Annotated in this window: 8 protein-coding genes and 1 pseudogene; 1 reads left to right on the top strand and 8 read right to left on the bottom strand. The window is 37.0% G+C overall.

Translation table 11 applies throughout. The annotated features are described in order from the left end of the window. The 5 genes from V7659_RS25320 to hmpA form a co-directional block, all read right to left on the bottom strand. The gene (locus tag V7659_RS25320) at positions 1-981 is read right to left on the bottom strand and encodes an ABC transporter permease (RefSeq protein WP_026566923.1); all 981 of its coding nucleotides are present in this window, start codon (positions 979-981) and stop codon (positions 1-3) included. Further along, the gene (locus V7659_RS25315; RefSeq protein ID WP_335542880.1) at positions 974-1,888 is read right to left on the bottom strand and encodes an ABC transporter ATP-binding protein; all 915 of its coding nucleotides are present in this window, start codon (positions 1,886-1,888) and stop codon (positions 974-976) included. Before V7659_RS25315 ends, V7659_RS25320 begins: the two co-directional genes overlap by 8 nt. 13 nt (positions 1,889-1,901) lie before the next feature. Then, on the bottom strand, positions 1,902-2,675 hold the full coding sequence (locus tag V7659_RS25310; protein ID WP_335542879.1) for an SGNH/GDSL hydrolase family protein: 774 nt from the start codon (positions 2,673-2,675) through the stop codon (positions 1,902-1,904). A 180-nt stretch (positions 2,676-2,855) separates the two neighbouring features. Then, positions 2,856-3,464, bottom strand: a complete 609-nt coding sequence (locus tag V7659_RS25305) for a DedA family protein (protein WP_335542878.1) — start codon at positions 3,462-3,464, stop codon at positions 2,856-2,858. Positions 3,465-3,637: 173 nt separating this feature from the next. After that, positions 3,638-4,852, bottom strand: a complete 1,215-nt coding sequence (hmpA, locus tag V7659_RS25300; RefSeq protein ID WP_335542877.1) for an NO-inducible flavohemoprotein — start codon at positions 4,850-4,852, stop codon at positions 3,638-3,640. A 290-nt stretch (positions 4,853-5,142) separates the two neighbouring features. On the opposite strand from hmpA, the gene V7659_RS32180 reads away from it, so the two are divergent. After that, a complete protein-coding gene (locus V7659_RS32180; RefSeq protein WP_420491772.1) occupies positions 5,143-5,601 on the top strand; it encodes a DegV family protein in 459 nt (152 codons plus the stop codon). On the opposite strand, the pseudogene V7659_RS25295 reads toward V7659_RS32180, so the two are convergent. The 3 genes and pseudogenes from V7659_RS25295 to V7659_RS25285 form a co-directional block, all read right to left on the bottom strand. Then, positions 5,510-6,034 (bottom strand): annotated as a pseudogene (locus V7659_RS25295) (AAA family ATPase); the annotation flags it as partial. The gene V7659_RS32180 and the pseudogene V7659_RS25295 overlap by 92 nt on opposite strands. Positions 6,035-6,259: 225 nt before the next feature. Then, positions 6,260-6,766, bottom strand: coding sequence for a DUF6241 domain-containing protein (locus V7659_RS25290; protein WP_335542876.1), 507 nt, complete (start codon positions 6,764-6,766; stop codon positions 6,260-6,262). A 269-nt stretch (positions 6,767-7,035) separates the two neighbouring features. Next, positions 7,036-7,434, bottom strand: coding sequence for a hypothetical protein (locus V7659_RS25285; protein ID WP_335542875.1), 399 nt, complete (start codon positions 7,432-7,434; stop codon positions 7,036-7,038). Between the last annotated feature and the right edge of the window lie 384 nt (positions 7,435-7,818).

The raw sequence follows: 7,818 nt of genomic DNA, 5'->3' as shown, positions 1-7,818 counted from the left end.
TTAATATACATCTCTTTTTGTAAAAACAAAGAATGAGACGAAGATTGCTACTGCCCACCAAGCGAAAAGGACTTGAATGGAGAATGACAGGTTCATACCTTCTATCGGTGGTGCTGTTCCTTTCATATAATCCGTTAACCGCAGATTGACCATAAAAAAGTACTTGGCGGATTCCCAAGAGGACACCATGTTTGTTAAGATGGCTCCTGAGATTAATGAAGCAAGCATTACACCCATGCCAGCTGCGGTACTACGAATCAATACTGACAGCATAAAGGAAAGCGTGCCAACAACAATGGATACAAACCAGACTAGCCCAAAGTCCATTAATAAAAATTTCCACTGACCCATCAGTTTGACTTCTGACGTATTTAATCCTGTCTCAGTCACATTAAATCCAGTTAGGATCGGTGCTCCCCATCCCTTGTAACCAAAAACCAGGCCTGATATTAAATAAGAAAGAATCCCTGCAATCGCAATGATTAAGGAAATGGCTAAACACAGGGTAAAATATTTACTCAGAAGAACTTTCCACCTCTTGACGGGCCTTGTCAACAGCAGCTTGATCGATCCTAAGCTATGTTCAGACGAAACCAAATCACTGGCTATTACCATAACCATTAAAGGAATAAACAGATCAATTGAGTTTTCCAGGAAAATTCTCATAAAAGTAGGGGCACCTGGCTCAGACGGATTGATATCATGGTCAAGATAATATTGTTGCTGTTGGAGAGAGATTTGCAGCTGTTTTTTCCATTCATCTGTTATTCGACTGCTGCTTAGACGATTCGTCGTATCAACAATCTGCTGTTGTAATATTGTTCGCCAATCACTGGTTCCAAGTTTTTCACGTTGTGTTTGGACTTGTTTATATTGTGCATATGTAAATAACATGACAAGAACACCAATAATGATAGCAATGACAATGAGCCGTTTTTTGGCAATCAGCTTCATCATTTCATTCTGAATTAATTTATTCAATCATGTCACCCCCCGTAAGTTCGAGGAATAAATCTTCCAGGACCGGCATTTTTCGATTTATTTCCAAGACGGAAACGCCAGCTTCAACCAATTGTTTATTCCATAAAGGAATCTTTTGTTCATTAAATTCAGTCAAGATGGTGCCTTCTTCTGTTTCTTCAATGTTTGTTAGAGAACGTAATACTTCCCTTCCCTGTTCAAGTGGTTGTATATGCCAAATGACTCGTTCGCGATTGGAAAGTAATTGTTGGACCGTATCTGTTCGGATAATCGTCCCTTTAGAAATGATTGCGACCCGATCACATAAAAGTTGGATTTCACTTAAAAGATGGCTTGAAACTAAAACACTTAAACCTTCTTCCTCCGCAAGATAACGAATAAATTGGCGCATTTCCCTAATTCCTGCCGGATCCAAGCCGTTGGTTGGCTCATCAAGGATCAACACTTTTGGATTTCCCAATAATGCTTGTGCAATACCAAGCCGCTGCCTCATCCCTAAGGAATAGGTTTTTACTTTATCTTGGATTCTTTCTGTTAGACCGACAAGCTCGGTAACTTCTTTAATCCGTTTTTCTCCGATCCCTTCGATCATTCTGGCAAAATGAAGTAGATTATTATAGCCAGACAAATAGGGATATAATTCTGGGTTTTCCACAATACAACCGAGATTGGTCATTGCTTCCTGAAAATTCCCTTCAATATTAGAGCCACAAATATGAATGCTGCCTGATGTGGGTTTGATTAATCCGACAAGCATGCGGATGGTTGTTGTTTTTCCTGCTCCATTCGGCCCTAAAAAACCAAATACCTCTCCTTCTCGTAAATCGAAAGTCAATCCTTTAATGATTTCCTTTTTTCCAATCACCTTTTTTAAATCTTTAACTGCTAATGTAATTTTTTTCTCCATCGATTTCCCCTCCTTACCAGGTGAGCAGTGAGGCAACTCGTTCGGCAATTAAACGATACCCTTTTGAGTTTGGATGAAACTTGTCTGAATATAGATAATCATTTACCTTTAACTCAAACAAATCGAAAGTTGGGACAAACACTATTTTTGGAAAAGATGCGCTAACTTCTGCACTGTCATAATTCCAATGGCGAACCACCTTTGACATTTCTTTTCCCTGATCTAAATCAATAAATGGGTTATACAATCCAATGAAAAACACATTAGCATTAGGATTGTTTTTGCGTATTTGTTTTAAAATAAATTTTAAATTGTTCAAGAATTTCTTTTCAATGGAAGCAATATCTTCTGTTTCAAAGTCCATTAATGCTTGACCCCCTCGGAACAAGTCGTTCCCGCCAATCGTGACCAGTACCATATCAGCTTTCCCGATTTGGCGGCCGACTTCCGTTTCCTGGACTTGCTTCCTTAGTGAATCAGACCTTTGGCCATTAATGCCGAGATTGGTAAGTTGAACTGGACGTTTTGTTTTTTCCTTGATTTCATCGACCAAGACACCGACATACCCCTTTCCAGTCTCATCCCCAGTTCCTCGAGTTAAGGAATCGCCTAGCGCCACAATGGTTAAGCCTTTTTTATTTTCTACTTTGGAAACGGTCTTTACTTCCGGAACCTTCTCCGGTTTTCCCGCATAATACTCGCCAACTGCCCAGACAAGCCCGACCAGCCAGAGGAGGCAAAACAATACAGCTATGCCCGTAATCGAACGAATGACATTCTTATTCATGAAAATAACATCCTTTCTGGCCATTTCTCTCTTTCATTTAATCATAGTTGCGATATGAATCAAACTTTCAATACCTGTCCTTGCTGAAATTTTCCAAAGTGTTGATAATTGGTAACTTTTAATAGTACTTTTACAATAAAAACAAAGGAATCTCTCTGAGAATTCCTTTGTTTTTATCATTTATTTGGTTCCAGCCTCCATAACAGCATTCCTTATTTTCTTAATCACATAAATGATTCCTAATAGGATGAAAAGGACGATACTTGTAATAATCACGTATCGCTTGATAGTTTCAAAATACATTTCCCATTGAGGTCCAAGGATTTTTCCTAAAAAGATGAAACTTGAAACCCATAGGGTCGATCCAATTCCCGTATATAAAATATAAACCCTGATTGGAACACGAGTGATCCCTGAAAAATATCCGATGAAATGTCTAAATACGGGGATGAATATTGAGATAATTAATAGTTTATTTCCATATTTTCTTATCCAATTTGAAATGGCAGCTAAACGTTCTGACTCTATATGAAGCCGCTTGCCATGCTTTTCAAAAAATTGCATACCGAGCTTATATCCTACCCAATAGGAGAGCAACATACCTAAGGTACATCCCATTGCTGAGGAGAGAATACTCCCGAACCAATTGAGTTGTTTAAGAAAGGATAGAAAACCAGCATAAGCTAACACTGCTTCCATCGGGATTGGAAGTGCTAATATCCCAAGTGCGATTGAAAGAAAAAGGACAAGGTATCCATACTCGTTCATAATTGTTGTTAAAAAATGCAATGATGAAAGCTCCTTTCTCTTTTAGGATTTATGGAAGTAAAAGGCAATAATCGATATAGGTATTTTATCCATTCTTCTCTAATCTAGTAGCGCTTTCCATGAATTAATTGGAATCTAAGAAAAAATGTTGGCAAAAAAAGCCGATTTCCATTAGAAATCAGCTTTTTTCTTTACTATTCTTCTAAATTCCCCATCGGGCCAAAAAATTCAAAATGAATTCTATCTTCGGTTACACCAATTTCCTTTAATGAACGATTAATTGCTTTCATAAATGGAACAGGTCCACAGAAATAGAAGTCTGCATCCTTTGCATTGACTTTTTCTTGCAGCCAATCGCGAGTTACATATCCTTCCACATCAAATCGATTATTTTTGCGGTCCTCTTCTGTAGGTGAATCATAGAAGAAATAAGAATTGACATTGTCTAATTTCGATAATTCCTCTACTTCATCTCTTAAAGCATGGACATTCCCATTAGCAGCGGCATGAACATAAGTGACCTTCCGTTCTGGTTGAACTTCTACAACTGTCTTTAACATACTCATCATTGGTGTTAAACCAACCCCTCCACTAAGTAACACGACAGGTGTATTTTTTTCAGTATTTAAAACAAAGTCGCCTGCAGGAGCACTAACTTTTAAAATATCACCTTGATTCACACCATCATGTAGATAGTTGGATACCATACCGTCAGGATTTTGTGTACCCGCTTCACGTTTCACACTAATTCGATAATATCTCTTACCCGGTGCATCTGATAGGCTGTATTGACGAATATGAGTAAACTTTTCACCAGCTATTTCTAATTTTATACTAATGTATTGTCCAGGGGTAAAATCTGCAATTGCATTATTATCTTCAGGTGTTAAGTAAAATGATGTGATCACTTCACTTTCAACTACTTTTCGGTCAATAATGAAATTGCGGAAGCCACTCCAGCCTCCTTGTTTTTTTTCTGTTTCATCATATAATTCTGCCTCAACACTGATAAAAACATCGGCAATGACATTATATGCTTCTGCCCATGCATCAATAATTTCATCTGTTGCTGCATCTCCTAGCACATCCTTAATAGCTAGCAAAAGATGTTTCCCAACAATCGGATAATGCTCTGGCAAAATTCCAAGGCTTCTATGCTTTTCTGCTATTTGTTTTACAACCGGAAGAATGGCTTCCAGATTATCGATATACATTGCAGCGGCATAAACCGTTCCAGCTAATGCTTTTTGTTGTCTGCCTTGTTTTTGATTAGCATGATTAAAGATATTTAATAATTCAGGATGGTTACCAAACATCAATTGGTAAAATCGAGTGGTAATGGCTTCGCCATGTTTTTCTAATACGGGTACAGTAGATTTAATTATTTCAATTGTTTTTTGATCTAGCATGAATAACACTCCCTATGTAATTACTATTTCCATAGTGATTATATGAAATTTCATACGCATACTAAGTGATTTAAATCACAGTTTCCTATATTTGAATAATTTGAACTATATATTTTTGTCACAAAGTGTTAACTTTTTAACATGACAAATATAACTTGTCGTCTATTATTCCTTCTTGTAATGTTGAACCTAGTTATCAAAATACTTAATAATTCCATTAAAATTTACCCAAAACGATTGAGGTAAAGGATACTTAAATAAGAGATTTACACTGGAGGAAGAGGATTAAGATGAACAAACTAAAAATTGCGTGGATCACTGACACCACGGCTTCTCTCAGCCAAGAATTCATTGAGGAAAATAATATTCACGTTGTTCCACTAAATATTATCATTAACCAAGAGTCCTACAAGGAAACTATAGATATTACTCAAAAAGAGTTTTACGAGCGAATGAAACAGGAAGATTCAAAATTTCAAACCTCCCAGCCGGGACTTGGTGATTTTGTGGAACTTTATACAAAATTAAAAGAAAACTATGACTTTGGAATCGCTATTCATGCCTCCAGCTCACTATCCGGAACATATCAAACCTCTGTGATGGCAGCGGAAATGGCTGGTTTTAAATTGGTACCTATTGATTCCATGACTGGCTCCTACCCTCTCTCATTTTTAATAAAAAACGGTCCAATTGTGCCTCGGGAAGCGGATAGGTCCCTTCGTATTCAATCGGATTTTGCGTCGCCATAACAAAGAACGGCTTGTTCAGTTGATGAGTTACTCCATCAATGGTAACACTTGCTTCCTCCATCCCTTCTAATAATGCAGACTGCGTTTTCGGGGATGTCCGATTAATCTCATCGGCGAGAATAATATTCCCCATTAACGGACCGGGACGAAATTGAAACTCCATCTCTTTTGGATTATATATGGAGACTCCGGTTACATCGGACGGCAAAAGGTCCGGAGTGAATTGAATTCTACGGAAATTGGCATTCACTGACTTGGCCAACGCACGGACCATCATCGTCTTCCCAACACCTGGAACGTCTTCTAAGAGTACGTGGCCACCTGCTAAAAGGGCAACCAGGCTTAGTTCAGCAACGTCCCTTTTTCCAAACATGACCTTTTCAATGTTTACTAGTATCTTTTCTATTGTGGGATTCTTTTGATCAACAGACAAGGTGACTCCTCCTCAGGCGGATTATACCTATTTTTGGGCATTCCATTTAAGTATTCTATATATTCCTAAAATATTCCTTTATATGTAGACACACAATATTCAAAACCAGGTAAAAATTAGACGTAGATACGATGAAAAAGGTTTCTCTAAACAACAAAGCCTCCTTCAGCAAATGAAGGAGACTAAACAATTTTAGGATTGGGTAGGTGCTATTCACGAATTTCACTACTGCTTTACATCATAATTCTCCTGGATAAATTCCATTTCTTCCTCAGGTGACGCCTGGCTGTAGGCTTTTCCAACCGTCCCGCCCTGCAGCTCCCAAATGGCATTGTGGTTCATAACCACGTAATTGAAATCGCCCTTTTCCCAAGATTTTAATATATTTAAATAAATATCAGCATTCTCATATTCTTTTTTATTGGTCTCTACCACTTGTAGTAATCTTTTCACCCGCTCAGGCGTTAAAGGCAGTGCGCCCCACTTTTTGTCTGCTAAAACTTTTTGGTGTGACATATTATGTATGGCTTGCTGAATATCGTTTTCACTCATACTAAACGAAAATTCACGATTAACCTTTTTAGTTTGCTCATGAACTTGAACTACTTTTTCACCCTTTGGTGCAGTTCCTACGCTAACAGAGACATTTTCCTTATCAAAATATAAATAACCCCCAATCAAAACAATCGCAAGCACAACTGGTATCCATATTTTTTTAGGTATTTTTTTCATCGTTTCTCCTGCTCCTCAAAGTGAGAAGGTTTGGAGTATCACTCCGTCCCTCCAAGATAGGCTTAAATTTAATAATTCCACATTTCCCCTTTACTTTCCTTTATTACCATTTAAAAAGTAAAATTCTAACCTAAAAAAGCCTACTCTATATAAAGAGTAGACTCACCATTACATTCCTTCACCTATATAGCTCAGATTCTATTAACTTTTTGGACTTATATAAAAAAGGTATTCTAAGCCCCTTTGGCCTCGAATCCTTGAATGCTGGTTTAGAAATAGGTTAAATGAATCTCTGCTTTACTGCTCTTCATGTCCACCCATGGGTTAATTACGCCCCAATTAAATTCTATTTGATTTTTAATTCCCAATGATTCACCCAATAATGTAATTAACCATTTTCTATGTCTTTTAGCGATAGTCATACCGTCTTCTTCAATTTCCGAATAAGCTCTAAGGATGACCTTACTTACTTTTTCATTAGTAAAAACTAATTGGATGAGAAATGATTCTGAATATATAGGTTGTGGAGATAAAAAATACACAAAGCTAGTGGGATTTCCTTCTCGAATCTTAATATTTGGATTTTTATCTCTAAAACTATTCAAAGTAGTCAGATGATTGATAGAAATACCACCAATCTCTAGCATTCCTTTCATTAATTTAGCCATTTGCTAACCCCTCCCCATTTTCAAAACAAAACATACTTATTAGGGATAATACTGAAATAATATTTTTTCAGTTCTCGATCTTTTAATAAAATTGTCAAGGGCATCACTCTCATTATCAATTGCAGTTATGGAACCTTCTACAACACTAGCTCTCTCATCAGTTACCACCACTTCCAAATGATAAAAAACCCTTAGCGGCTTCTTTACTGTTAGGACTTTTTAATACGCTAAATTACCTTTTTTAAGCTCTGCAGTTTTTAAATTAATAAAAAAATTCAAATACCAGCTAATTTCATTCTGATCCCAATTTTATCTAGCTATTTGTTTGTTTCTTCATATTCTTTCATTCTCGTTATTAATTCTAAATCCTGTACGTTAATATCT

Origin of the sequence: Neobacillus drentensis, from assembly GCF_036966985.1 — a bacterium.
Taxonomy (GTDB): domain Bacteria; phylum Bacillota; class Bacilli; order Bacillales; family Cytobacillaceae; genus Neobacillus; species Neobacillus drentensis_E.
The sequence above is the reverse complement of the archived record's forward strand: the minus strand, read 5'-3'. Positions and strand labels throughout refer to the sequence as shown.